The sequence below is a fragment of the Paraburkholderia sp. UCT70 genome (assembly GCF_050434085.1).
In the GTDB taxonomy this organism is placed as follows: Bacteria; Pseudomonadota; Gammaproteobacteria; order Burkholderiales; family Burkholderiaceae; genus Paraburkholderia; species Paraburkholderia tuberum.
Genome location: NZ_JBNPVZ010000004.1, coordinates 1,339,242 through 1,365,401, shown reverse-complemented (window position 1 = coordinate 1,365,401; position 26,160 = coordinate 1,339,242). Strand labels below are relative to the sequence as shown.

Annotated in this window: 13 protein-coding genes and 5 pseudogenes; 11 read left to right on the top strand and 7 right to left on the bottom strand. The window is 61.8% G+C overall.

What is annotated here, in order from left to right:
- Position 1: 1 nt before the first annotated feature.
- A pseudogene (locus OKW41_RS31885) lies at positions 2–878 on the top strand (helix-turn-helix domain-containing protein).
- An 88-nt stretch (positions 879–966) separates the two neighbouring features.
- Positions 967–1,605, top strand: a pseudogene (locus tag OKW41_RS31880) (amine dehydrogenase large subunit); the annotation flags it as partial.
- On the opposite strand, the pseudogene OKW41_RS31875 reads toward OKW41_RS31880, so the two are convergent.
- Both OKW41_RS31875 and OKW41_RS31870 read right to left on the bottom strand, forming a co-directional pair.
- A pseudogene (locus OKW41_RS31875) lies at positions 1,604–2,191 on the bottom strand (SDR family NAD(P)-dependent oxidoreductase); the annotation flags it as partial. The pseudogenes OKW41_RS31880 and OKW41_RS31875 overlap by 2 nt on opposite strands.
- 153 nt (positions 2,192–2,344) lie before the next feature.
- Entirely contained in the window at positions 2,345–3,037 is a 693-nt protein-coding gene (locus OKW41_RS31870) for an NnrU family protein (protein ID WP_429575105.1), read from the bottom strand.
- A gap of 359 nt (positions 3,038–3,396) precedes the next feature.
- Here OKW41_RS31870 and OKW41_RS31865 point away from each other — a divergent pair.
- A pseudogene (locus OKW41_RS31865) lies at positions 3,397–3,916 on the top strand (sulfotransferase family protein); the annotation flags it as partial.
- 178 nt (positions 3,917–4,094) lie between these two features.
- Positions 4,095–4,814, top strand: coding sequence for a response regulator (locus OKW41_RS31860; protein ID WP_429450034.1), 720 nt, complete (start codon positions 4,095–4,097; stop codon positions 4,812–4,814).
- Between the two features lie 282 nt (positions 4,815–5,096).
- Here OKW41_RS31860 and OKW41_RS31855 read toward each other — a convergent pair whose 3' ends face one another.
- Together OKW41_RS31855 and OKW41_RS31850 are read right to left on the bottom strand one after the other, a co-directional pair.
- On the bottom strand, positions 5,097–9,017 hold the full coding sequence (locus OKW41_RS31855) for a YadA-like family protein (RefSeq protein WP_429576517.1): 3,921 nt from the start codon (positions 9,015–9,017) through the stop codon (positions 5,097–5,099).
- A pseudogene (locus OKW41_RS31850) lies at positions 9,018–9,629 on the bottom strand (ESPR-type extended signal peptide-containing protein); the annotation flags it as partial.
- 619 nt (positions 9,630–10,248) lie between these two features.
- On the opposite strand from OKW41_RS31850, the gene OKW41_RS31845 reads away from it, so the two are divergent.
- The 4 genes from OKW41_RS31845 to OKW41_RS31830 all read left to right on the top strand — a co-directional run bounded on the left by OKW41_RS31845 (position 10,249) and on the right by OKW41_RS31830 (position 17,115).
- A complete protein-coding gene (locus OKW41_RS31845; protein WP_429450032.1) occupies positions 10,249–13,305 on the top strand; it encodes an ATP-binding protein in 3,057 nt (1,018 codons plus the stop codon).
- A gap of 908 nt (positions 13,306–14,213) precedes the next feature.
- Entirely contained in the window at positions 14,214–14,495 is a 282-nt protein-coding gene (locus tag OKW41_RS31840) for a DUF4148 domain-containing protein (protein WP_429573965.1), read from the top strand.
- 388 nt (positions 14,496–14,883) lie between these two features.
- Positions 14,884–15,867 (top strand): LysR family transcriptional regulator, encoded by a 984-nt coding sequence (locus tag OKW41_RS31835; RefSeq protein ID WP_429450028.1) that lies wholly within the window; start codon positions 14,884–14,886, stop codon positions 15,865–15,867.
- 102 nt (positions 15,868–15,969) lie between these two features.
- Positions 15,970–17,115, top strand: a complete 1,146-nt coding sequence (locus tag OKW41_RS31830; RefSeq protein WP_429450026.1) for a porin — start codon at positions 15,970–15,972, stop codon at positions 17,113–17,115.
- 80 nt (positions 17,116–17,195) lie between these two features.
- Here OKW41_RS31830 and OKW41_RS31825 read toward each other — a convergent pair whose 3' ends face one another.
- Entirely contained in the window at positions 17,196–17,483 is a 288-nt protein-coding gene (locus OKW41_RS31825; RefSeq protein WP_429576516.1) for a DUF4148 domain-containing protein, read from the bottom strand.
- A gap of 303 nt (positions 17,484–17,786) precedes the next feature.
- Here OKW41_RS31825 and OKW41_RS31820 point away from each other — a divergent pair, with 303 nt between their 5' ends.
- Genes OKW41_RS31820 through OKW41_RS31810 form a run of 3 tightly spaced genes read left to right on the top strand, consistent with a single transcriptional unit; the run spans position 17,787 to position 23,817 of the window.
- Positions 17,787–21,026 (top strand): efflux RND transporter permease subunit, encoded by a 3,240-nt coding sequence (locus OKW41_RS31820; RefSeq protein WP_429450024.1) that lies wholly within the window; start codon positions 17,787–17,789, stop codon positions 21,024–21,026.
- A gap of 19 nt (positions 21,027–21,045) precedes the next feature.
- A complete protein-coding gene (locus OKW41_RS31815) occupies positions 21,046–22,332 on the top strand; it encodes an efflux RND transporter periplasmic adaptor subunit (RefSeq protein ID WP_429574239.1) in 1,287 nt (428 codons plus the stop codon).
- 27 nt (positions 22,333–22,359) lie between these two features.
- The gene (locus tag OKW41_RS31810) at positions 22,360–23,817 is read left to right on the top strand and encodes an efflux transporter outer membrane subunit (RefSeq protein ID WP_429575104.1); all 1,458 of its coding nucleotides are present in this window, start codon (positions 22,360–22,362) and stop codon (positions 23,815–23,817) included.
- Between the two features lie 14 nt (positions 23,818–23,831).
- Here OKW41_RS31810 and OKW41_RS31805 read toward each other — a convergent pair whose 3' ends face one another.
- Complete coding sequence (locus tag OKW41_RS31805) at positions 23,832–25,304, bottom strand: heavy metal sensor histidine kinase (RefSeq protein WP_429575103.1); 1,473 nt, start codon at positions 25,302–25,304, stop codon at positions 23,832–23,834.
- Positions 25,304–25,981, bottom strand: a complete 678-nt coding sequence (locus OKW41_RS31800; protein ID WP_429447499.1) for a heavy metal response regulator transcription factor — start codon at positions 25,979–25,981, stop codon at positions 25,304–25,306. Before OKW41_RS31800 ends, OKW41_RS31805 begins: the two co-directional genes overlap by 1 nt.
- Positions 25,982–26,160: the final 179 nt, after the last annotated feature.

Genomic DNA, 26,160 nt, shown 5'->3' with positions numbered 1-26,160 from the left:
CATGAACGTCACGAGTCACGATCCGAAAGTGCAGCCTGGCGATCTCGGCAGTCTGTTGCGCTATTGGCGTGACGTGCGTGGCGTGAGTCAGCTCGATCTGTCGCTCGAGGCCGGCATCTCGCAGCGGCAGATCAGCTTCATCGAAAGCGGGCGCAGCGTGCCGGGCCGCGACACGCTGCTGACGCTTGCGCAGACCCTCGACGTGCCGCTGCGCGAGCGCAATGCGCTGCTGCTTGCGGCGGGTTATGCACCGATCTATTCGGAAGCACCGTGGAATGCGCAGGAAATGCACGGCGTGGTTCGCGCGCTCGAACGGGTCGTGCGTCAGCATGAGCCGTTTCCGGCGCTCGTGATGGACCGCGACTGGAACGTGCTGATGACCAACGACGCGGCCCCGCGCTTCTTCAACTGCTTCATCGACATGACCGCGCGCGAAGGCCCGGCGCAACATGCTGCATCTGATCTTCGATCCACATGGCATGCGTCCGTTCGTCGCCGAGTGGGAGGAGGTCGCGCGAAGTCTGTTGCAACGCGTGTATCGCGAGTCGGTCGGTCATGTAATCGGCGCCAACACGAAGCGTCTACTCGATGAACTGCTTGCGTATCCCGACGTGCCGCGCGACTGGAAGACGCATCATGGCTCGTCCACGACACCCGCGACGCTGCCGATGGTTCCGCTCGGCTTCATCAGCGAGGGCGTGGTGCTGCGCTATTTCTCGATGGTCACGACCGTGGGCACACCGCAAAACGTGGCCGCGCAGGAGTTGCGCATCGAATGCATGTTCCCCGCCGACGACGCCACCGAAGCACGCCATCAGCAGCTGCTCGCGGCGCATGCGTCCCCGCAACCTCCAATATCGGCAAACCGTATGCCGTGATGCGCCGACCCGCGTTTCAACGGCGAGCTGCCGCGGCATCACTTCGCGGTGATTCGCCTTGCAAAGAAAACGGAGATGGGCGCTGCTGATGGCGAGCAGCGTCGCGATATCGACTCAGGTACTCGCAGTCGAACAAGCAGAAGACCTGACGATCGCGAAGATGCCGGCGTAAAGCCCGCATCAGGTGTACGTCATGGACGTGAACTTCCGTTCGATGACGGACGCGCGCACGTACGTGATCGACGCCGACAGCAACCGCCTGCTCGGCCAGATCGATGCCGGCTTCGCGCCGGGTCTCGCGATCAGCCCCGACCACAAGACGAGCTACGTCGCGACGACTTACTTCGCGCGCGGCTCGCACGGCGGGCGTACCGACGACGTCGAAACGACCGACAACACGACACTGCAGATCACCGGCGAAGTCGCGATTCCGCCGAAGCACGCGCAAAGCGTGCCGTCGCCGTACAACACTTCGATGTCCAAAGAGGGCAGGTGGCTCTACGTGTCGAACATCACGCCCGCGACATCGGTCACCGTGGTCAACACGGCCACGCATCAGGTCACGGCCGAAATCGACACGGACGGCTGCGTGCTCGCCAATCCGTCGGGTAACGACCGTTTCACGTCGCTGTGCGAAAGCGGCAAGGCGTTGACCGTCGTGCTCGGCGCGAACGGCAAGGAGAAAAGCCGTAAATTATCCGACGCATTCATCGATGTCGCCAAAGATGCATCCCGGCGAGCGTCGCGTGTGATTCGGCGGGATGCATCGGCGACTTGATGATGTCGGGCGACACCGCGTTGGCGCGGATACCGGCGCGCGCATATTCGATGGCGAGCGAACGCGTCGCGGCATTCAGGCCGCCCTTCGTCAACGACGCGAGCACCGACGGAACCTTGCTGTTCGCCTTTTCGGCGAGCGTCGTGGTAATGCTGACCACGTGACCGCTGCCGTGCTTCTGCATCGCGTCGATCGCGTACTTGGTAATGTAAAAGAAGCCGTTCAGGTTGACGCTCAGGATTGCCGCGTAGTCTTCGGCGGTGTACTGCGTGAACGGCTTCGCGATGAAGATGCCCGCGTTGTTGACGAGCGTATCGACGCGTCCGAAGTGCTCGATGGCAGCGTCGACGACGCGGCGGGCGGTAGCGGCGTTGCCGATGTCGCCGGCCACAGCGACATAGTCGGCCTCGACGGCCGGTGCGATGGAACGAGCCGTGGCGACGACGCGATGACCCTGCGCGCGGAAGGCTTTGACGGTTTCAGCGCCGATGCCTTGCGATGCGCCAGTGACGATGACGACTTTGGAAGTGCTCATGGTTTGTCTCACAGTGTGATTGATCTGGCCTGCTGGCCGTTCGAATCGATGGACCCGATGGAGGGCACTGTAGGCGCATCCGCCGCGAATTCGAACACACACCGTGGACAAAGAGTCTTGCGCCACGAGAACAGATCTCGTGGAATCTGCCGGCTAGAGCCAGCGCCAGATGCCCGCGGGCCAACCGGAGAGCGGGATATGCGCCCAGGTCGCGACGAGCCAGAAAACGACGCCGCCCACCAGCGCGTGCATGCCGAACCCGCCCAGCCGCGCGCGGCCGGCGGCGATCGCCGCGAACGGCAGATAGCTCGTCTTCGATTCCCATGCGGGCCACAGATCGGGTTGCAGCCGCCGTTTCTTGCGGTCCTGTAGCGCGGCACCGACCAGCGCGAGGATGATGATCGCCCCGGCAAGCACGATGTTCCGGGTGACCGGGAACACGGCGATATGGCACAGTCCCCAGAGCGCGAACGACCACATCATTGGGTGACGGGTCACTGCGTACACGCCGCGCGCCGCGTCGGGAAACGCGGCGGGTCGGCCGCCGGTGGGCAACGCCGGGTTGCGGATCAGGGAGCCCATCAGAAGGATCGACGCGATCAGCATGAGCACGGTCACAACTGCCCACAGCGCGTTGCCTGCCGGCCATAGCGGATCGGAGACGGGCGTCCTGTCGTAAGCCATGACCATCCAGCCGAACGTCAGTATCGCAATCAGCGAATAGACGCCCATGGCGCCCCGTTCGCCGATTGCCCGGACCATACCCGCCCGCAGCGGATGGGACAGGAGAAAGTGGCTGGCGACAAAAGCGAATGCCGCCACGACAAGTATGTCGATGCTTTCCATTGGCCCGGCTCCTCAAGTCAGATGATCGGTCGACCGCGTGCATTGCGAGAATACTACTTCGCGCGCCACAACGAATGCAGCGATCGCTTCGCGATTTCGATTGCCGCGCGTCGCAAAACCTTGATTGGCAGTGTCGTCGTCGCAATGGCCGGGACACTCGGCATCGCATCGACTGCGCAAGCGGGGCAATGGGCCGCCAACCATCCCCGGCGCGTCGAAGTGAACAACCGTCTTGCCAACCAGAACAATCGCATACGTCGAGAGGCGAGGCTCGTAGTCTGCATAGCGTCAACGCCCCCGAGTATTAGAGACGCCAAACGATTGCGACTGAATCAATGTTCCGGGAACGCAGCTGGTGCTATCTCGAGCGCGTCGAGGCGCTTGCACAGGGCCGTTCGCGTCTCGTCGACAAGATGCCGGCCAATTTCCTGCGTGCCGGGCTGATTCCGCTGGTCCTGCCGGGCGCGCGCATCATTCACGCGCGGCGCAAACCGGTCGACACCTGTCTTTCCTGCTACACGAAACCGTTTGCGGGCGATCAGCCGTTCGCTTACGAGCTGACCGAACTCGGCGAGTATTCCCGTTACTACGAGCGGCTCATGGCACATTGGCGCAGCGCGCTACCGGCCGGGCGCTTCATCGAGGTCAATTACGAAGCGGTCGTCGATGACCTCGAAGGCGAGGCGCGACGTCTGGTGAATTTTCTCGACCTGCCCTGGGATGACGCTTGTCTGCGCTTCCATGAAAACCGTCGCGTCGTGCGCACCGCCAGTCTTAATCAGGTGCGTCAGCCGATCTATAGGAAGCTCGACAGGTCGCTGGAAGCCGTATGAGGCTTATCTTGGTCCATTGCTGGAGGCGCTGGACAGAACGGGTTAAGAGGGTTGCGCGTAGCGCATTCGATGTTTCGGGGAGGTTCATCCCGACTTACCTGGCTGCCAATCCGTCGACGCGATGAGTTAAACGCCTCATGTATTGCGCTGAAACGAAGCGCGAGATCGCATTATGTGAAGGTAAACCCGCCGAGCGCATATAGCTCACGGTGACTATCATAGTGATGTCCTATTTCAATGACATTGACAATATGGTCGCCTCCGAAATTCGGGTCATACTGGCTGATGACCACCCCATGATGCTGATCGGTATCGAACACGAGTTTGCAGAGGTGAGCACGATCCGACTGGTAGGGAAAGCCAGCAACTCGACTGAACTGATCGCGCTTCTCACGAACGCGCAATGTGACGTTGTCGTATCCGATTACGCGATGCCTGCGGGCGAATACGGTGATGGAATTGCTCTGTTTTCGTTTATAAAGCGCCGGTATCCTGACATCAAGATCGTTGTGCTGACGATGCTGGACAACCCGGCAGTAATACGTGCGCTCGTGACGCAAGGTGTAATGTGCATCGTGAGCAAGTCCGACGCTGCCACCCACCTTATCCCCGCCGTTCATGCCGTCCATCATGGCGGCAAATATTATTCGCCGACCATCAACGAGATCGTCCAGTCGATTGACTGGAACCGCCGGGGCAGGGGCTCCTCGGACGTCCTGAGTCAGCGCGAATCCGAAGTTGTGCGCCTTTTTGCATCGGGCCTGACGGTAAACGAAATTGCCGAACGGCTGAGTCGCAGCAAGAAAACCATCAGTACTCAGAAAATGAAAGCGATGGAAAAGCTCGGCATTGAGCGAGAAGTCGATCTGTTCCGATATGCGTTGGATAATGGAATGGTGACTTCGGCGCAGAAAACACCGGACAGTCCTCCTTCCACAGAATGAACACAGGAAGCGACCCTGCGCTTTCATCGCGCTGCTCGAAAAACCGTCAACCTTCTTTGTGCGGGGGGAATTGAAGCGAGTTACCGCTTGGCAACCGACGTCAGGTTGTCCGAAATGACTTAACTGCTAGAGTCCCGTTCACTGCAACTCTATCCTTGGGTGCGGCAAGTGGGCAAGGCAGGTTCTAGAAGGGCAGTTCAACTGCCACTTTGTTCCCACGAAAGAAGTCTGGGGATCGTGAAAAATCGGGAGAGGGCACACGCACCCTTTCCCGCCAACCGCTTACCACTGATACGAGGCACCAATCCCGGCAGTCGTGCCACCCGCGGACATCCCAACACCCGCTTTCACTTTGATGTTGTCCTTGATACGAGCAGTACCGCCCAGTGCGATCGCCTGATAACCGTTGTAAGTCGCTGCCGCGATACCGAACGACAGTTTCTTGCCTTGATCGACTTCTGGAATCATCGTCAGCGCGGTAGCGGCGGCGATTCCCGAGTAGGCGTTCCTGGCGAGATTGTTGACTGCCTGGTTGGTCGCGTTGATACGCTGATCGGTGTAGTTGTTGGCCTGCTGAACGCCTTGTGCGACCGAGCTGTTCATCTGACCGACATTGACTGCATCCGTGTCTGCGGTACCCGATGCGACGTTGGTGATCTGGCGTTCGTGACCCGCTGAACCCACCGACACCGAGTTATCGCGGTCCGTCACCGAGCCCTGACCCAACGCCACCGAGTTCGAATTGCCAGCCTGCGAGCCCGTGCCGATCGCTGTCGAGTCGACGCCGGTCGCCGCCGCATTGGTGCCCACTGCCACCGCGTTCTCCGCTGCGGCGCTGGCGTTTGCCCCGACCACCGTGCTGCCCGCACCGGTACCCGGCATCGCCGCGTTAGCCACTGCGTCATTGTTGCGGTCCGACGACGAAACATCCGGGGTGACCGGCTGGATGTTCGACACCTGGGAACCGAGATCCTTCACCTGGCCGTTGAGATCCGTCACCTGGTCCTGCAACGCCGACAGCTGGCCGAAGTTCACCGCGTCGTACTGGCTCGTGCCGTTGGCCACATTGGTCAGGACCACCGGACCCGCGCCCAGGCCTCCACCCAGCGTCACGGAACCGAAGTTCACCGAACCGTCAACGTTACGGTCGTACTGCACCGCGCCCGACAGTTGCGTTCCGACATCGCCCACCTGGGTCTGCAGCTTCGTGATGTCCGTGGTGTTCTGCGTGACCCGGTCATCCAGGTTGGTGACGGCATCGCCTACGCTATGCAGGGTCGTACCGCCCACGCTGTAGCTCGGTGCGCTGATCGTGCCGTCCGCGTTCACGGTCGAGCCGCCACCCAGTGCCTGGGCCATGCTCGACGCCGTGCCATACAGCTGGCTGCCGTTCACCGCATCCACGCTCGACGCGTTCACCGCGCCTGCGGCCACGCCTGTCACTGTGCGGTCGCCCGCCGTGCCCGCCATGTTCACCACCGTACCGTCGGTGTCCTTGGCAACCGTAATGTCACGGGTGGTCGCGTCCTGCTGCACCAGACCCACCGAGCCATCAGCCAGTTGGTTCTGCACGTTCGTGATATTCGCGGTGTTCTGCGCGATGTCACTCGCGTTCTGCGTCGTACGGCCGTCGATGTTGGTAACAGCATCGCTGATGCTATGCACCGTCGTGCCGCCCACGGCGTAGCTCGGTGCGCTGATCGTGCCGTCCGCGTTCACGGTCGAACCGCCACCCAGTGCCTGGGCCACGCTCGATGCCGTGCCGTACAGCTGGCTGCCGTTCATCGCGTCCGTGCTGCTAGCCGACAGCGTACCGGCCGCCACATTCGTGATCTGGCGTTTGAGCGTCGCGTTGCCAACCGACACCGCATCGTCGCGGTCTGCGATCGAATCTGCACCCAGCGCCACCGAATTCGCCGCCTGTGCATTCGCCTTCGCGCCAAGTGCCGCGGATTTGTCGCCCGAGGCAGTCGAAAAGTTACCCATTGCCGCTGCACTTCCTCCCGTGGCAAGGGCGTTGTACCCCAGCGCAGAACTATCCGTACCCTGGGCCATCGCGCCTGCGCCGACCGCGGTTCCATGCGAGCCAGCTACGGTGTATGCGCCCAGCGCTACACCAGAATAACTATCGCTTACGGCCGTGTCGCCAAGTGCAATACCGCCCAGCGAAGCACGAGCGTTAGCTCCGATAGCAACACCATTGATATCCGTGTTGGAGCCGTTGCCCGAGACAAGAGGATTATTCCAGCTAGCGGTTGCTGCGCTGCCCACATTGGCGGATGCGCCCGCACCGACCGCAACCGACTTGGCTGCCGCGATCGCATCGTCCGTGCCATCCTCCAGACCGCCCGCCTTGAAGTAGCGACTCGCGTTCGCGATTGCCTGGTTGGTCGCGTAGAGCTGCGAACCGTTCACCACTTCGGTGCTGGTGTCGCTCAGCGCACCGGCCTTCACGCCGCCCAGCGTGCGCACGCCATTCGCGCCGGTGAAGTCCACCGTTGTGCCGTCCAGGTCCCTGGCCACCGTGATGGCCTTGCTGGTCGCGTCCTGCTGCACCAGGCCGACGCTGCCGCCGTCCAGTTGCTGCGTCAGGTTCGTGACCGAGCCTTCCACGTTGGTCACGCGGCCGTCGATGCTGGTGATCGCCGTCGTGTTGGCCGCAACGTTCGTCGTGTTGGCGGCGATATTCGTCGTGTTGGTCGTCACGTTCTGATTGGTCGCGTGCAGCTGCGAACCATTCACCGCTTCGGTGCTGGTATCGCTCAGCACACCGGCCTTCACGCCGCTAAGCGAGCGAGCGCCATCGGTGCCACCGAAGTCCACCGTTGTGCCGTCCAGGTCCCTGGCCACCGTGATGGCCTTGCTGGCCGCGTCCTGCTGCACCAGGCCGACGCTGCCGCCGTCCAGTTGCTGCGTCAGGTTCGTGACCGAGCCTTCCACGTTGGTCACGCGGCCGTCGATGCTGGTGATCGCCGTCGTGTTGGCCGCAACGTTCGTCGCGTTGGCCGCGATGTTCGTCGTGTTGGCCGCGATGCTGGCCGTGTTGGTCGTCACGTTCTGGTTGGCCGCGTGCAGCTGCGAACCGTTCACCGCTTCGGTGCTGGTGTCGCTCAGCGCACCGGCCTTCACGCCGCTCAGCGAGCGAACGCCATCGGTGCCACCGAAGTCCACCGTCGTGCCGTCCAGGTCCCTGGCCACCGTGATGGCCTTGCTGGCCGCGTCCTGCTGCACCAGGCCGACGCTGCCGCCGTCCAGTTGCTGCGTCAGGTTCGTGACCGAGCCTTCCACGTTGGTCACGCGGCCGTCGATGCTGGTGATCGCCGTCGTGTTGGCCGCAACGTTCGTCGTGTTGGCCGCAATGCTGGCCGTGTTGGTCGTCACGTTCTGGTTGGTCGCGTGCAGCTGCGAACCGTTCACCGCTTCGGTGCTGGTGTCGCTCAGCGCACCGGCCTTCACGCCGCTCAGCGAGCGAACGCCATCGGTGCCACCGAAGTCCACCGTCGTGCCGTCCAGGTCCCTGGCCACCGTGATGGCCTTGCTGGCCGCGTCCTGCTGCACCAGGCCGACGCTGCCGCCGTCCAGTTGCTGCGTCAGGTTCGTGACCGAGCCTTCCACGTTGGTCACGCGGCCGTCGATGCTGGTGATCGCCGTCGTGTTGGTCGCGATGTTCGTCGTGTTCAGCGTAGTACGGCTGTCGATGTTGGTAATTGCATCACCGATATTGCTGACCGTGGTGCCACCCACACTGTAGCTCGGCGCGCTGATCGCGCCGGTCGTCGAGTTATAGACAGCATCACCGCCGAGCGCTGCTGCCGCACTGGCGCCAATGCTGTTCGACTTTGCCGCTTCCGATTGCAACTGGCTAACATTCACTGCATCCGTTGCAGCCGAACCCGCCGCCACGTTCGTCACGCGACGTTCACTGCCCGACGAACCCATCGACACTTCGCCGCTGGCCGTGCCCGACAGTGCAGTCGTACCCGGGTTGTAAGCTGCTGCGCTAAGGTCGGCCGTCGTGGTCGAACCCGAACCCAGGGCCACCGAGTTAGCCGCCGATGCAGAGGCGCCATGACCCAGTGCCACTGAGTTATCCCCTGCCGAATCAGCGAGCAGACCCATCGCAACTGAGTAGTTCCCTGTCGAATTGGCGTATGCACCCATCGCCATGGAGGCAGTCCCTTCCGAAGTAGCTAGCTGACCAATTGCAATGCCAGCGTCGCCTGTGCTAAGTGCGCCAAACCCCAAAGCGACTGAGTTCCTAGCCGATGCGCTCGCCTGAAGGCCGAGTGCTGTCGCCCCGTCCCCGCTTGCATTGGATTCTGCGCCGACTGCTGTGGAGCCCTCCCCACTCGCCGCGGCGCCTGCGCCGATTGCGCTTGACTGTACCGCGTTGGCGATTGCATCGCGACCAATTGCAGTCGCCTTGTCCGCAATGGCCCTGGCGTTATCACCGAGTGCCGCAGCACCATCGCCGACTGCGTTCGCATTCGTGCCGATAGCCGTAGCACTATATGCACCTGCCGACGTACCAGAAGTTGCGAAAGCGTTATACCCCATAGCTATGCTGTTGACATTCGTACCATCAGTCTTTGCCCCTGAGCCAATTGCAATCGAATGTAATCCCTTGGCGACACCTCCGCCCGCGTTGTACTGTGCGTGCGCTGCCGGCGCCCACGAGGCTACGGCCACAACCGCAGTCGCTACAACTGCACAAACCTTTGCCTTGTTACGCTTGCCGCCCGCAACAGCATTCTCGGAGGCTGCCACCCACGACCCAAGGGCTTCATTCCAGATAGTGCGATAGGACTTGTTCATTACATGATTCCGTTTAAAGTTTGAAAAGGAATTGAGTTATGCGAACTAATGCCAAATTGCCGTTGCCGTTTTTTGCCGTTCAATATCAGCTGCAAAAAGGAGGCATAACGTTCCCGCAAGCTCATGGCCGCCGTAAGAACCGGCCAGATTCTGCTGCGCCACTCGGGGATTGGCCTGTGCTGAATCTCTCTAACTGGGTTCAGTCTATATTTTTGAGATGGGGCGAAAATAGGTCGTGTCCGAATCGGAGCTGGCCGGTGTTTGAGCGCTGCAGCGCTTGAGATGGCGGTGCCGCCGGTTATTGCGGACGGCGTGGCAACGTCAGAAATCTTGACCGCGCGACAGGTAGTAGAAAGAGGCGCCCTTTGTGTTTCATCGAGTATCGGCGGCACTCCAGCGACGTCCGTCGCCCATGCTTGCGCCGACGAGTGCAACTGCGCGCTGAAGGGGATTGAGTCGTGCATCGCCGAACAGGCAACCACCAGTAGACAATCCGAGGGCAGGCGCAAGCCGCAAAGACTGCCCGCCGCAGGCGGCTCGATCGACGCCAGACACGCAACCGGTCGGAATCGCCGTATGATGCTGAAACCATCCCTTGCGTCCCTGATCCAGGTCCGCCATGCCGTCAAAGAGCATAGATTCCAGCGGGCATGAACGCGTGGTTCATCCGCCCACCGGCGATTCGCGCGTTGATGAGCCGAGCAGACTGAATCGCTATCAGCGGACGCTCGTCATGGGGGCAGGGGTCGCTGTCTCGTTTGTGCTGGTGCTGTTGACCGGCGTCGTGCTGAAATCGGCGGTCACGGACTACATCGACGATCGCTATACCGATTTCGCTCTACGGCAGACTCGCCTGCAACTGGAGTTTCTGGAGCGGGAAAGAACGCTGAGAGCCGCCATCCTGCATGAAGAGTCGACGTGGGGCACGCGGGCTCCTCCACCCGCGACCCTCATCGACGAGTTTGCCGCGCAGCATGGACGAGTCGTTCTGCAGAGGCACAGGAATTTCGACCCGGTGATGATGCTCGGCGATGTGGGTCCGTCGCAGCACGCATCGGAGTTCGCGCCGTATCTGGCGCTCGGTGTTGATTTTGACTATCGTCTCGGACCTTGGGCCAAGGTGCAGACCAGTGCCGTGTCAGGCTATTTCTATTCGCCTGACCGGCGGTTCCTCGGCATTGTTCCTGCTCCGGCATCCGGCGATCTGCTCAAGCAGAGCGGCGCGCAAGACGTCCACGAGCTTCTCGATCGCATTGCACCGGATATCGGCGACCTGACCGACCCAACTGTGGTCAAGCGGTTAGGTGAGGACAGGAGTGCAACATGGTTTCCGCCAGCCACCGATCCCTTTAGCGAACAGCCCGCCATCCGGCTGGTCATGCCGGCCTTTAGCGACGGCAAGATATTCCTCGTGGCTGTCCGCAAGATCTACGTGGCCCCCCTGATCGAAATGCTTACCGGGGAGAAGCGCTACGATGAACAATCGCTGCTGCTCGATTCCGCCGGCAATGTGATCCTCAGCACAGCCAAGCCGGGTACCGGCGCCGCGCTGACACAACGGATTCTCAATTCCCGTACGCAAGGGATGCAACCCGCCGGAGGAGTCCATCGCTCCCGGAATGGATTGTTCATGGCCAGTGCGGAGGTAACGGACTCCGGCTGGACGCTCGTTCACGCATTCACGTGGCGCACCATTTTGCGTGACATAGGTGCACGCCTCGCCGTTTACGTTGCCGCGATGCTGCTGGTCGTGGCTTTCATGTGGGTGCTTCTGTTGATGCTCGATCACAAGCTGTTCAAACCCGACTACGAACGTTCGCAGCGAATATTCGAAAGTGAAGCCCTGAACCGCACGATGGTTGCTGCAGCACCGTCGGGATTCGCCCTGCTGTCTTTCGAGCAGGGCGATATTCTGTTGCAGAGCAACCTGATGCGTACCTACGAAGCGAACACGCATCCGGATGAACCAGGCTTGCACACCCGCCTGCTCGGTCTCTATGACCGCAGCCCCGACGCGCCCGCGTGGCAGTCCGATCTGGAGATGCCGCTCAGACTTGCCGACGGCCGCGTGGACGATCTGCTAGTGAGTATGGTGCGTACCAGGTATCGTGGGAAAGAGGTGCTGCTTTGCAGTTTTTCCGACATTACGACTCTGAAGAACACGGAGCGCAAGCTGGACGAGGCGCGTGCGGCAGCAGACGCCGCCAACGAGGCGAAATCTGCGTTCCTCGCGATAATGAGCCACGAAATACGTACGCCGCTCAATGCCATTCTCGGCAACCTCGAGTTGCTCGGACGCTCGCCGTTGTCACCGTCGCAGGAGGAGAGAGTAGGGGTCATCACGTCGTCGTCCACTGCGCTGCTAGGGATCATCAACGACATTCTCGATTTTTCGAAGGTCGAGTCTGGCCAGATGACGCTCGAGTCGATCAGTTTCGATCTCGGTGATGTCATTCGACAAGTGGGTGCGATGTTCGAACCCGTCGCGCATGCGAAGGGACTCGAATTCGACTGCGTGATCGACGATGCGCTCGCGCCGCGCTATCTGGGTGACCCAACGAGAATCCGGCAGATCGCGGTCAATCTGGTCAGTAATGCGATCAAATTCACTGCTACTGGCGACGTACTGCTCGAGGTTTACCGCAAGGACGACACGGCCGACGATTCGCCCATCGTGATTGGCGTGAGCGACACCGGCATCGGCATGACGCCCCAGCAGCAGGAGACGCTATTTCATGCATTTACCCAGGCCGATTCGTCGATTGCCAGGCGCTATGGCGGAACAGGACTCGGACTTGCCCTCTGTCTGCGCCTGACCGAATTGATGCATGGCACGATCCAGGTGAAGAGTGAGTTGAATGACGGCAGTACCTTTGTCGTGACGTTACCCATTCCGGTGAGTACTGACACACCGGTCGTCGCCCCAGACGATAGCAAAGCCAAATGGGAGTCCACCGGGATCGACACACGCGCCATTCACATTCTTGTGGTCGACGATCAGCTTGCAAATCGGGAATTGATCGCCGCGCAACTTGCTACGCTGGGATACGAGGCCGATATCGTCGATAGTGGCGGGGCGGCAGTGCGGCGCTTCAATGAGCGCCACTATGATCTTGTGATGACCGACATCAATATGCCAGGGATGGACGGGTACGCGCTCGCGCGGTGTCTGCGCGACCAAAGCGCGACGGTGCCGATCATCGCTATTACTGCGCAAGTGGGTGCGGAAGAGCGTTCGCGATGCAAGAAGGCCGGAATCGACGAGGTCCTGCTGAAACCCGTCCTGCTTGGCACCATGGATGCGACGGTGAGGCGGCTGGTCAAGGAGGCCGGCAAACGCCCCGCAAGTGACACCGCAGCCAGGCTCGACATTTCGCATGGGCCATTGCCCGAGCCCATCCATGCTGCGATGAGCCAGGCACTGAAGGAATCGCTCGAGGCGCTGTATGTCGCCATTGAACGGGTCGATATAAAAACGGTGCTGGCCCATCTTCATTCGCTACGCGGCTCCTTCGCGATGATTCAGGAGACCGCGGTGGCGAATGCGTGTGCACAGATGGAGCAGCAAGCCAGAAATAACGACATTCCTGCCGTCAAGGATGGGCTCGATCGTTTCGAACCACTCGCTTATTCGACGCTCGCGCGGCGCGTGATAAGCGCGCAGCCAGAGGCGTGAGTTTTTTTCTGCAGCGCTGAATCAGCAGGCGTCCGGTCACGAACAGACGCTTGTGAATGACCTAACGATTGAATAATCCGCACGCCAATCCTGAACACGACATTATAGTACTAATGTCGTGTTCAGGATTGAATTGTGTAGTATATGGTGCGTTTTACGTTGTATTATCAACATATCCATAAGTGATTCCACCTAAAGGCGTCTGCAAACTGACGCAAATCCCGGGTTAAGGCGGGATATTTCGGTATCCAATGTTTTTGCCAAATTTGCGTGGCTCTCGAATCAGTAGATCCACCCAATGTCATCTAAAAGCGTCAGTCTTTCCCACCGAAAAACATCTGAAAACCTCGGTGTTACTTCCGAATCTGAGCAGTGCCGGTCAACCGCGGACGACATTGCAACAAATTTACGCTGCGTCACCCCTCTCGAGCCAGACGGAATCTAAATCGAACCCCGAAAGTGACGGAAAGATTACAAATCCTTCTGACGCTTCACTGGTGTTCAGGGGAAACTGATAGTCAGGTAAGTACACGACGGGGCGCGGTCGACGACTACCGGGCGAAGACGCGCCTCGTCGCATCCACGCCAGAGACCGTCATGGATCCGGGCCTGTTGGGGGATCAACAAGGTTCATGATTATCCTCTGCCCTGTCCTCTGCAGTGCATAAGCGCGGACCTTGCTCAGCCCCCTACCTCAACGCCTTGTTGCGGCAGAGGCCGCAGCTATCATCCCACGCCGCAATATCGCCAAAGACCGAAAGAAGATATCAAAATCGTAATCAGGCTGTCAGTCTGGGAGCAACGTCAATTGACGACAATGGGCTCATCGGTGCATTGCGTCGGGCATGCCCTGATGAGATCCGATCAACGGGCCGATTGGCAAATTCTTAGAGACTTCGGAGAAAACTGTGAAAAAGACAACACATATAGCGATTGGCGTCCTTGCGTGTTCGATCGCGATGAGTGCCTTGGCGCAGACGCAGCCCACTGGCAAGACCCGGGCGGACGTTCGCGCGGAACTCATCGAGGCGCAACGGGATGGTCTGGTGCCTACGCCGAAGTACGACTACCCGCCAAGCGAAGCTGCGATTGAACGCAATAAGGCACTGTATGCGATCACTCACAAAGGTGAAGAAGTATCTCCTGTTTCAGCGGCGCCAACGCAATCTTCCAGTGAAACGGTGCAGTGACAAGCCTGCCAGGAATGTCTGCGTCTGCGCGCGAATGTCAAACGTGGAGTCGAAGATGACTTTATTGAACATAGCAATCCTTTCCGCTTTTCTTCTTGCGCCCGTTGAGGTCGCCTACGCACGTGATGGACCTCGTGAAGAAGGATTAGGGTAAGGAATACAAAGAAACATGCAATGCCCGCCTCGGACGCACATGGATCGGCAAAGCCGGCGATTTCGGAAGACCGCGCGGTCTGTCGGCGGAGAAATGCGTGTGACGTAGCGTAAGGTCAATGGGCCGCGCCGTGAAGCGAGGCGCATCGTTCATGCGCAGGCAATCTGTTCTTTCCTACCCAACGGCTCGCGAGCGAGCTAGCCTAAAATCCCCCGACCGCTGCGAAACGATTCCATGAATCAATTAGCCTCCGTTCGCATTTTCGCCAAGGTTGCCGACTGCCTGAACTTCGCCGAGGCGGCGAAGCAGCTTGGTATCTCGAATTCGGTCGTCACTCGCAGCGTGGCGGTACTCGAGCAACATCTCAGCGTGCGCCTTGTCAACCGGACCACTCGCCGGGTGTCGCTGACGCCTGCCGGCCAGTTGTATCGGGAGCATTGTGGTGAACTGCTCAGGCAGCTCGCGGCGATGGACGAATGCATGGCAGCTGCTGCCGGCCAACCCGCCGGATCTTTGCGTATTGCGGCATCTTCTTTATATGCTTCGACCGATCTGCCCGAAGTACTAGCGGCGTACCGGGTGCAAGAGCAGCGTACGCAGTTCCATCTGACCGTATTCGATAACATGGCCGATGTCACGGTGGCAGACTTCGATGTATGCTTCAGCGCCGAGCGCTACCTGCGTGATTCGTCGCTGGTTTGCCGGCCGCTCGCACAGACGCGGGACGTAATTGTCGGGAGCCCCGTGTACTTCGCACGTCGGCGGCCGCCACGCACCCCCGAGGAGCTGTCGTCGCATGATGTGCTGGTCGCGTCGGACGCGCCGAGTCGTTACTGGGAGTTTCGTGACAAGCATGGCACGCAGCGCGTAGTGGTACGGCCGATTCTGAGCATGCAAAACCCACTGCTCATAAAGCGCGCAGTCCAGGCGGGCCTCGGCATCGCCCGGCTTTCGCGCTCGCTCATTCAAGGTGAGCTGGCAGACGGCTCATTAAAGCCAGTGTTCGAAAACATCGAATTGTGCGGCGACGCGCGGACAGTGTGGGTGCTCTATTCCGGACAACCGTACATGGCGGTGGCGCTCCGCAGTTTTGTCGATTTCGTGGTAGAACGTTATCGCCAGAATCCACCTGAAGACAAGCGCGAAACTGTCGTTCCCGTGGGAGCAGCACAACACCATTTCAGCAATACTGAACTGCAGTGGACGGGTATTTTGTAGGTCCTAAAGTGCAAATACCTTTCGTCAGATCCCGGCTCCGCGCACCGGCGCGCGAGCTAGATCATGGCGAGGTACTCAAGCAAACCTTAGGAATCTACACTCATGAAGCGACTCCTCATTACGGGCGCAGCGATCGGTTGCACGATCGTCCCGATGGCCGCGCTGGCGCAAAGCAGCGTCACGCTGTATGGCCTGATCGACGAAGGTCTGAACTATACGAACAATACCAAGCAAGGTTCGGCTGTGCAGATGGAAAGCGGCTTTGCACAAGGCAGCCGATGGGGCGTGAAAGGCAGCGAAGATCTGGGCGGTGGCACGAAGGCCCTCTTTCAGCTGGAAAATGGCTTCGACGTCAACTCCGGCGCACTTGGACAGAGTTCGCGCATGTTCGGCCGGCAGGCGTACATCGGTTTGAGCAACACGAAGCTCGGGACCCTGACAATGGGCCGTCAGTATGATTCAGTCGTCGACTATCTCGCCCCGCTTACGGCGAACGGCAATTGGGGCGGCTATCTGTTGTCGCATCCGTACGACAACGACAACACGGACAATTCGTTCCGACTGAACAACAGCGTGAAGTACACCAGTAACGTCTACGGCGGCTTTTCTTTTGGCGGTCTGTACGGTTTTAGCAATCAGGCGGGTGGCTTTGCTGACAACCGGTCGTATAGTCTCGGCGCCCAATTCGTCGCTGCCAACGTTTCAGTCGCAGCGGCGTACATGCAGATCAACAACCCGGGCGGAAACTCCGGTGGGTCGCTTGCAGCCGACGACACGAATTTTTTCGCGAGTCGCCAACAGGTGTGGGGCGCCGGGATTAACTACACGATCGGCTCTGCGATACTCGGCTTCGTATATAGCCACACGGCACTTAATAACGCGACGGGCTCCGTCTATGTCGGCAACTTCGCGAATACGGCAAGCAGCCTGAAGTTTGACAACTTTGAATTGAACGCGAAGTATCAGTTCCTGAAGAATGCGTTCGTCGGAGCGATGTATAACTACACGATCGGTCACTTCAATAGCGCCGCCGGCGATTCGAAGCCGACGTGGCATCAGGTTGGACTGATGGCGGACTACAACCTGTCGCCGCGTACTGACGTGTACGTGCAGGGTATGTATCAGCACCTGGCGGGCGGCAGTGCGTCAGCGGCGCCGCTCAACACGGCGTTTATCACGGGTGCAGATTCGCCTTCGACGACAGCAAATCAGGTCATCACGCGCGTAGCCATTCGCCACCAGTTCTAACCGGTTCGCGCTTCATCGCGCCATCCCGCGCCCACGCATCGAGAGTCCATACGTGGGCGCGCGTTGGTCTTCCCTTTGCATCAGTCACACGTGACGCCCCAATCCGTCGGGCTCGTAGAGGCGAACGCCGTCGCGCTAACCGGGTCGTTCTGGTACCCGATTGCGTAAAGCTCCTTGTTGCGGCCAATTCTCGTGGCTGGCAACGGATAGTTGTTCTCCGGTACCGGCAAGAGCCCATCGGCCTGTGCCTGCACCAGTTGCTGGCGTACTTCGGCGCGCGTCATTCCCGGAATGGCGGTTTGGGCGGAAGCGCTCGAGCCAAAAGTAAGGCTGACTGCGGCGGGTGCGACTGCAACGCTTGAAAGCAGCTTGATCGTGCTTCTCCTATCAGGTTTGGAATTGTGGACATAGCCATGCTTTCCATTCCGATCGCACGACCTGGCCTTTCTCTGACCACGCGACTACGGATTTGCTATCTGCGTGCGGCGGCTGTCGATTGCATTCCCGAAGCGCGTCCGGTTATCCGGCAGATGACAGACTTGTATTGTGGCTGACCGGAACCGGTAAGCACGGCCCACACATACTCCAGACTAGGCCTGAATTCAAGCAGCAGTTTTACTGCGCGAGCCTTGGGTGGGGCAACTCTATTTGCTATTTATCAGGAATTCGTCATGTGGATTGTGAGGCTTGCCCTGCGCCGCCCGTACACATTCGTGGTCCTCGCCGTGCTGATCCTTATCGTCGGCCCGCTTGCGATACTGCGCACGCCGACCGATATCTTCCCGAACATCGATATCCCGGTGGTCAGCATCGTCTGGACGTACAACGGCTTTTCCGCCCAGGACATGGCCAATCGCATCACATCGAATTACGAGCGCGCGCTGAGCTCGGACGTCGACGACATCGAGCATATCGAGTCGCAATCGCTGAACGGCGTCTCGGTGGTGAAGATCTTCTTCCATCCGGGCGCGGACATCAATCGCGCGATCGCCGAGGCAGCGTCGAACTCCGCATCGATCCTGCGCGTGCTGCCGCCCGGCACGCTGCCGCCCAACATCATTACCTATAACGCCTCGACGGTGCCGATCCTGCAACTCGGCCTCTCCAGCGACACGCTCTCCGAACAGCAGCTCTACGACCTCGGCAACAGCCAGATCCGCACGCAACTGGCGACGGTGCAAGGCGCGTCGGTGCCGCTGCCGTTCGGCGGCAAGGTCCGGCAGATCATGGTCGATATCGACCCGCGCGCATTGCAGGCCAAAGGCCTCGCGCCGCTCGACGTGGTCAATGCCGTCAACGCGCAGAACCTGATCCTGCCGGGCGGCACCGCGAAGATCGGCACGAAGGAATACAACGTGCAGATGAACGGCAGCACGGACACCGTAGCCGCGCTCAACGATCTGCCCATCAAGACGGTGGCGGGCGGCGTGGTGTATGTGCGCGACGTCGCCCATGTGCGCGATGGCTACGCGCCGCAAACCAACATCGTGCGCAGCGACGGCAAACGCGCCGCGCTTCTTACCATCGAAAAGTCCGGCAGCGCGTCGACGCTCACCATCATCCAGCAGGTCAAGGCGATGCTGCCGCATATCGTGGCCGGCTTGCCGAGCGCGCTGCACGTCACCGCACTGTCGGATCAATCGGTGTTCGTGAAGTCGGCCGTCGTGGGCGTGGCGCGCGAAGCGCTGATCGCCGCCGCCCTCACCGCCTTGATGATCCTGCTCTTTCTCGGCAGCTGGCGCGCCACGCTGATCATCGCGGTGTCGATTCCGCTCGCGGTGCTGACCTCGCTGATCGCGCTGTCCGCGCTTGGCCAGACCATCAACATCATGACGCTTGGCGGCCTCGCGCTCGCCGTCGGGATTCTCGTCGACGACGCCACGGTCGCCATCGAAAACATCACGCATCATCTGGAGAACGGCGAGCCGCTGCACGACGCGATCCTGAACGGTTCCGGCGAAATCGCCGTGCCGACGTTCGTATCGACGCTGTCGATCTGCATCGTGTTCGTGCCGATGTTCCTGCTCTCAGGCGTGGCGCGCTATCTGTTCGTGCCGCTCGCCGAGGCGGTGGTGTTCGCCATGATCGCGTCGTACTTTTTCTCGCGCACCCTGGTGCCGACGCTCGCGATGTACCTGATGCGCGCACGCAGCAACGCGCTGGTGGCGGGCAATGGACCGATTGCGCGCCTGATCCGCTTTCAGGCCGCCTTCGAACATCGCTTCGAGCGGCTGCGCGAACGCTATCGCGGCGTGCTCGGCGCGGCGATAGCGAGTCCGCGGCGGTTCATCGCGATCTTCCTGCTGTTTTGCATCGGCTCGCTCGCACTGGTGCCGTTTGCGGGCCGCGACTTCTTCCCCGCCGTCGATACTGGCGAGATCCGCCTGCATCTGCGTGCGCCGACCGGCACGCGTATCGAAGACACCGCGCGCCTCACCGACGAAGTCGAAGCCCGTGTGCGCAGCATGATTCCGAAGCAGGAACTCTCGGCGATGCTCGACAATATCGGCGTGCCGGTGAGCGGGATCAATCTGACCTACGACTCATCGGACCCGATCGGCCCGGAAGACGCCGACGTGATGATCACCCTCGCGGCGAAGCACAAACCGACCGCTCAATATGTGGCGAGACTGCGCACGACGCTCGCCAGGGATTTCCCCGGCGTCACGTTCGCCTTTCTGCCCGCCGACATCGTCAGCCAGATTCTCAACTTCGGGCTGCCCGCGCCGATCGATATCCAGATCGTCGGCAACAAGCTCGACGCCAACCGCGCCGTGGCGAACCGCCTGCTCGCGCAACTGCGCGGCGTGCGCGGTCTCGTCGATGCGCGTATCCAGCAGCCCGGCGATGCCCCCGCGATCAACGTCAATGTGGACCGCACGCGGGCGATTCAGGCCGGCCTGCTACAACGCGACGTGTCGCAGAACCTGCTGATCGCGCTGTCCGGCAGTTCGCAGACCACCCCGAATTTCTGGCTCGATCCGCACAACGGCGTGAGCTATCCGCTGATGGCGATGATGCCGCAGTACGACATCAACTCGTTGCAGGCGCTCGCCAATATTCCGGTCGCGCAAACCGGAGGCACCGGGTCCGGCGTGATGACCACGGCCGCAAACACGGGCGGTCCGGCGCCGCAAAACCTGCTCGGCGCGTTGAGCACACTGACACGCGTCACCCAGCAAGCCGTCGTCTCGCACTACAACGTGCAGCCGGTGCTCGACATTTTCGCGTCGGCGCAAGGACGCGACCTCGGCGGCGTAGCAGCAGACGTGACCCGGCTCGTCGATCAGATCCGGCCGCAATTGCCGCCTGGCGCGTCGATCGTCATGCGCGGCCAGGTGCAGGCAATGCACGACTCGTTCAGCGGTCTTGCGAGTGGCCTCGTGTTTGCGATCGCCCTGGTCTACCTGCTGATGGTCGTCAATTTCCAGTCGTGGCTCGACCCGTTCATCATCATCAGCGGCTTGCCGGGCTCGCTCGCGGGCATCGCATGGATGCTGTTCAGCACCGGCACTCGCCTGAGCGTGCCGGCGCTCACCGGCACCATCCTGTGCATCGGCATAGCCACGGCCAACAGCATTCTGGTGATCAACACCGCGCGCGAATTTCACCACGGCGGCAAGCCGCCGCTGCGGGCCGCGCTCGAAGCCGGTTTCAGCCGCTTCCGTCCAGTGCTGATGACCGCGCTCGCCATGCTGATCGGGATGCTACCGATGGCGCTCGGCCTCGGCGATGGTGGCGAACAGAACGCGCCGCTCGGACGCGCCGTGATCGGCGGCCTCGCGCTCGGCACGGTGTCGACACTACTGTTCGTCCCGGTCGTCTACGGGATGGTGCATGCGTGGCTCGACAAACGCCGCGCGGCACGCACCGACACGCAAGAATCCGGCGTTCCCGCCCGCACTCATTGATTCCGACGAGACCTTGCCCATGAACGATTCATCCCTTCCGCCCGAGCTTGGCGAGCGGTCCAAAGCGTCCGCCGGGACCGCCGAGACCGCCGACACCGCGCGTTTGCATAGCGCCAGGGAAACCCGGCATGCCGGCGCCACGCCGGCAGCGGCCGCCAGCATGAACGCGCGCCGCCGCCTCTGGCCGCTTGCGTTGACCGGACTTGCCGCGGCGTTGCTGATCGTCGGCATCGTGCCGCGTCTGCACGCCAGTGCCGCGCTGACGCAACAGACGCAGGCGCAAAGCATGCTCAGCGTGTCGGTCGTCGCGCCGCGCGCCGCGCCGGCCGTCCACGAACTGCTGCTGCCCGGCGCGGTTACGCCGTTCGCGGAAGCATCGATCTACGCGCGCACGAGCGGCTACCTCGCGCACTGGAACACCGACATCGGTACACAGGTGAAAAGCGGTCAGACGCTCGCGACCATCGAAGCCCCCGAGCTCGACGCGCAACTGCGCCAGGCCCGTGCCGACGAAGCCACCGCGCAGGCCAATTTCGACTACGCGAAGACCACCGCGCAGCGCTGGCAGGAGATGCTGAAGACACAATCGGTCGCGCAGCAGGAAGTCGACACCAAGGTCAGCGACATGGAAGCGCGCCGCGCGATGCTCGCGTCGACGCAGGCGAACGTCGCGCATCTGGCCGAGCTTGTCTCATACGAGAAGATCACCGCGCCGTTCGACGGCGTGATCACTGCGCGCAACGTCGACGTCGGCGCACTGGTCACGGCGGGCGGCACGCCGGGCACCGCGGGCATGTCGGGCGAGCTGTTCCACATCCAGCAGACCGGCGTGCTACGTGTCTTCGTCGATGTGCCGCAGAACGACGCGCCCTACGTCACGCCGGCGACCGGCGTGTATCTCACCGCCCAGCAGTATCCGGGCCGTCGTATCGCCGCGAAGGTGGCGCGCAGCACCGATTCGATCGATCCGTCGAGCCGCACGCTGCGCGTCGAGATCGACGTCGATAACAAGGATGGCGCGCTGATGCCCGGCGCTTACACGCAGGTGCATCTGCAGTTGCGATCGACCACGCCGGCGCTCGACCTGCCGGTCAGCGCCTTGCTGTTCCGGCCGGACGGCGTGACGGTCGCCGTGGTCGATAGCAACGGCCGGGCGCTGCTCAAGACCGTGCATATCGGCCGCGATTTCGGCACGCACGTGGAAATCACCACAGGCCTCGCCGCCACCGACCGCGTGATCGACAACCCCGGCGATTCGCTGAACACCGGCCAGATCGTGCAGATCGCGCCGGCCATGCCTGGCTAGGCGCATCGTCACAGAAAGGATTCACCGATGGTTTCCCTGTCTCTTTCACGGCCGGTGCAGCGCCGCACGCTGGTGGCCGGGATGATCGGCGCGCTGCTCAGCGCGTGCTCGACCTTGCCCTCCTATCAGCGCCCGAGCGCCGAGATTCCCGCGCACTATGCGGGCACCGCACCCGGCTGGGCGCAGGCCGCACCGGCTGACGCCACGCCGCGCGGCCCATGGTGGACGATCTTCAACGATCCGGTGCTGAATCAACTCGAAGCGCGTATCGACGTGTCGAACCAGACCGTGCGCAAGGCGGTCGCGCAGGTCCAGCAAGCGCGGTCGATGGTGGACTATCAGCGCGCCGGCTTTTTCCCGACGATTACCGCTGGTGTCGCGCAGGATCGCTCGCGGACCTCACAGAATGTCGAAGGCAAATCGCTCGCGGGCAAGACCGTGCCGGACTATTCGGCGGGCGTGTCGGCGAGCTGGGAGCCGGATCTGTTCGGACGCGTGCGCGATAGCGTGAACGGCGCGCAGGCCGACGCCCAGGCGAGCGCAGCCGACCTCGAAGGCGTGCGCCTGTCGATGAGCGCGGATCTCGCCGCCGACTATTTCTCCCTGCGCTCGCTCGACACGCAGAAGAAGCTGCTCGACGACAGCGTGAGCGCCTACGCGGCCGCGTTGAAACTGCTGCAGCAGCAACTGAAAAACGGTGCGATCGATGCGTCCGCGGTCGCCCAGGCCACGACGCAACTCGAAGCGACGCGCACGCAGGACACCGACATCGATGTGACGCGCGCACAACTGCAGCACGCGATTGCCACGCTGACCGGCGAGCCGGCTTCGAGCTTCACGCTGCCGCCGAACGGCTCGGCTGTCACACCGCCCGCGATTCCGGTCGGCTTGCCGTCGCAACTGCTGGAGCGGCGCCCGGATATCGCCGCCGCCGAACGGCGCGTGGCGTCCGCGAATGCACAGATCGGCGTGGCGCACGCGGCGTTTTTTCCGGATCTGGTGCTGTCCGCGAGCGCCGGCCTCGAAAGCACGTTTTTCGCGCCGTGGCTGAGCGCGCCGAGTCTGTTCTGGTCGCTCGGTTCGCAACTGGCCGGCACGCTGTTCGACGGCGGCAGGCGCGAAGCCGGGTTGCAGGGCGCCACGGCGCAATACGACGGCGCGGTCGCGGACTATCGCCAGTCGGTGCTGGTGGCGTTCCAGCAGGTCGAGGACAACCTGTCCGCCTTGCATTCCCTCGCCGACGAAGCCGCCAGCCAGCAGCGCGCCACCACGGCCGCGGATCTGTCGTTGCGGCTCACGACGAACCGCTTCAAGGCGGGCGCGGTCAGCTACCTCGACGTGGTGACCGCGCAGACGATTGCGCTGACGAACCAGCGAATCGCGGATCAGATTGCCGCGCGGCAGTTGGAATCGAGTGTGTTGTTGCTGAAAGCGCTGGGTGGGACGTGGGGTGGCGAAAGCAAGAGCGCGGCGGGGTCTGTGTAACCGGTTGTACGCCTTCACCTGGCGCGCGGGAACCTCAGCACAAAGCGCGTACTCCGTGCATCGCTCTGCGCATGCACCGAGCCGCCGTGCAACTCCATGATCGTGCGCACGATCGCAAGCCCGAGCCCCGTCGATCCCGTCGAGCCTCGCGACAAGCCCGATGACGGCAGCGAACTGCGTGACGGATCGATGCGATAGAAGCGGTCGAAAATCCGCTCCAGATGTTCGGCGGCAATAGGCTGCCCTTCGTTCGACACGGTCACGCGCACCGCGTCGGCCGATGCGCTCGCGTCCAGCACGATCTCGCCGCCTTGCGGCGTATAGCGGATCGCATTCGCGAGCAGATTACTGACGGCGCGGCGAAACAGTTCGAGATCCGCCGTCAAGCTCGCCGTGCCGCTGACACGCACACGCACGAGCGCCTCTTCGGCAATCCCTTCGAAGTACTCGGCGATATGGCTCAACTCTTGCGCCGCATCGAACTCACGCATGTGCTTGACGAACTGCGGATGTTCCGCGCGCGCCAGAAACAGCACGTTCTCGATCATTCTCGACAGCCGGTCGCACTCTTCCAGATTCGAGGCGAGCAGCGACTCGTATTCATCGACGGAACGCGGCCGGGCGAGCGCCACTTCGGCGGCGCCGCGCATGTTGCTGAGCGGCGTGCGCATGTCGTGCGCGAGGTCGGCGGTGAAACGCGACAGACGCTGAAACCCGTGATCGACGCGCTCGAGCATGGCGTTCAGCGACGCCACCAGCGTCTCGAGTTCGCTCGGCACACGCGCCACCCCGATCCGCGTATTGAGGCGATTCACCGTGACCAGGCTCGCGCTAGCCGCGATATCGCGCAACGGCCGCAGCACGGCGCGGATCAGCAGATAACCGAGCAGCATCGCCAGCATCACGCCGGCTACGCCCGCCAGGTGAAGCCTGTCGCGGTAACGGTCCAGCAGCAGCCAGCGGTCGCTCATATTGCGCGCCACGAGCACGCTCGCCGTTTCGCCGTCGCGTAGACGCGCGTCGGTGAGAATGCCGCGAATCGGCGCGCCGTTGCGGCCGGTCCACTCGCCGATATCGGCCTCGGTGATACGCGCCGAAGCCGCAACGCGCGCGAGCGGCGGCAATGCGGCGAGCGTCGCCGCGCCGCTCGCCGCGCCGCTCGCCGCATTGGGCACGGCAAAAGTCCCGGCGATGTTGTGTTCGACTGCCCGGTTGCCATCGGGATCGAACACTTCCATCGACATGGCCTGATTGCCGAGCACGATGCTGATCAAACGGTCGCCATGCTCGCGAATGCCCTTCGACGTCTCCAGCTCCTCGGCAAGCCGCCGTGCGTGGCGCGCGGCAAGCACGATGTCGAGATTGTCCTGCGCCTTGATCTGCTTTTCGAGCGCGAGATACAGAAAGCTGCCGACCAGCACGAAAACCGCCAGCGTCGTGGCGCCGAAGGCAAGCGCGAGCGTCGCGGCAAGCGAGCGCACGCGCATCAGGCAGTGTCCTTCAGTTCGAGCACATAGCCGACGCCGCGCACCGTGTGAATCAGCTTGATGGGAAAGTTGTCGTCGATCTTGGTGCGCAGCCGGCGAATCGCCACCTCGACCACATTGGTGTCGCTGTCGAAATTCATGTCCCACACGTACGACGCGATCTGCGTGCGGCTCAGCACTTCTCCCTGACGGCGCGCGAGCAGTTGCAGCAGCGAGAATTCACGTGGCGTGAGATCGATGCGCGTGCCGCCCCGCTTGACGCGGCGGCGGTACACATCCATCTCCAGGTCGCCCACCTTGATCAGTTCGCTTTCGCGCGGCGGCCCGCGGCGCGCCAGCGTCCGCACGCGCGCCAGCAGTTCGACGAACGCAAAAGGTTTGACGAGGTAATCGTCCGCGCCGAGCTCCAGGCCGCGCACGCGGTCGTCGATCTCGTCGCGCGCGGTGAGGAACAGCACCGGCGTGGCGCGCGTGCTGCGCAACGTCCTGACGACGGTCCAGCCGTCCATGCCGGGCAGCATCACGTCGAGCACGATCACGTCGTATTCTTCTTCCTGCGCGAGGATCAGCCCTTGCGGGCCATCGTTCGCGACGTCGACCGCGTAGCCGGATTCCTCCAGACCTTTCTTCAGATAGGCCGCTGTTTTTGGCTCGTCCTCGATCACCAGGATTCGCATCGGTTGCTCCGCTTGCGTTGACCATCAAATGATACCGTCAAGCACCCGGGCGGGTGATTACGATCCGGTAATATGCGTTCGCACGGCCACCGGCCATGCCTGCTGTCCCGTTGAACATGGACATCCGCAGTTTGCTGACCGGTTGACGCTGCGAATGCCTAATTGAAACCGCCAAGGGT

Bases quoted from the DNA above. Each gene is read 5' to 3' on its own strand.
- OKW41_RS31870 (WP_429575105.1), bottom strand. From the start codon at position 3,037: ATGGAAAGCATCGACATACTTGTCGTGGCGGCATTCGCTTTTGTCGCC.
- OKW41_RS31860 (WP_429450034.1), top strand. From the start codon at position 4,095: ATGTCCTATTTCAATGACATTGACAATATGGTCGCCTCCGAAATTCGG.
- OKW41_RS31845 (WP_429450032.1), top strand. From the start codon at position 10,249: ATGCCGTCAAAGAGCATAGATTCCAGCGGGCATGAACGCGTGGTTCAT.
- OKW41_RS31835 (WP_429450028.1), top strand. From the start codon at position 14,884: ATGAATCAATTAGCCTCCGTTCGCATTTTCGCCAAGGTTGCCGACTGC.
- OKW41_RS31830 (WP_429450026.1), top strand. From the start codon at position 15,970: ATGAAGCGACTCCTCATTACGGGCGCAGCGATCGGTTGCACGATCGTC.
- OKW41_RS31820 (WP_429450024.1), top strand. From the start codon at position 17,787: ATGTGGATTGTGAGGCTTGCCCTGCGCCGCCCGTACACATTCGTGGTC.
- OKW41_RS31815 (WP_429574239.1), top strand. From the start codon at position 21,046: ATGAACGATTCATCCCTTCCGCCCGAGCTTGGCGAGCGGTCCAAAGCG.
- OKW41_RS31810 (WP_429575104.1), top strand. From the start codon at position 22,360: ATGGTTTCCCTGTCTCTTTCACGGCCGGTGCAGCGCCGCACGCTGGTG.
- OKW41_RS31805 (WP_429575103.1), bottom strand. From the start codon at position 25,304: ATGCGCGTGCGCTCGCTTGCCGCGACGCTCGCGCTTGCCTTCGGCGCC.
- OKW41_RS31800 (WP_429447499.1), bottom strand. From the start codon at position 25,981: ATGCGAATCCTGGTGATCGAGGACGAGCCAAAAACAGCGGCCTATCTG.